Annotated in this window: 1 protein-coding gene; it reads right to left on the bottom strand. The window is 40.5% G+C overall.

What is annotated here, in order from left to right; genetic code table 11:
- Positions 1 to 93: 93 nt before the first annotated feature.
- A partial coding sequence (locus tag ACFPQ3_RS08180; RefSeq protein ID WP_156807275.1) for an ISAs1 family transposase occupies positions 94 to 627 on the bottom strand: 534 nt, incomplete at its 5' end.

Raw genomic sequence — 627 nt, forward strand, 5'->3', positions numbered from 1 at the left:
CACGTCAAACGCATGAAAAACTTCTCATAGTCTTTTTGTGCTTTGGAACGATTTTTGAAAGGGATATAATTGCCTACATCCATTGGTCGTCCTCTACTTTCCAAATAACTGAGGTAAGTAATCCTCCAAATGGATAGAAATATAACGTTGTTTCCTCCGATAACTGAGAGCTTTCTTCGGAAATTGAATGACTTTTAAGAAATAAAGGCACACCTTACGAATGGCATTCAGATTGAATGCAGCCCGCTTATCCAAGTTTTGGTTATGGTCTTCGTGGTAAACGACATCTAGTAACCAATGCATGCTTTCCACTGACCAATGCCCTCGGACACATGAGGCACAAGTTTCAATCGTCTTTTTGAAACTAACGATAAAGTAACGAATCTCCTTACTCAGAACACCATCCTTATCAATAGTGTTCTGGGTCATGCCAATGCCACGTAGCTTCTGCCACTTAGGATGTCTTTCTGATAACCAGTTGACATCGTATGAAACCCAGTAATCGCGAATCTCAATTTGGCTGCGGGCTGTCTCTACTGTTTGGTAATGTTGACCTTTCTTGTTTAGTTTCTCAAGCAATTTAGCATCACTAAAATAAAGGTCAATATCCTCGTGAAGCGTCCCTTG

The organism is Streptococcus caledonicus (assembly GCF_042656225.1).
Lineage (GTDB): Bacteria > Bacillota > Bacilli > Lactobacillales > Streptococcaceae > Streptococcus > Streptococcus caledonicus.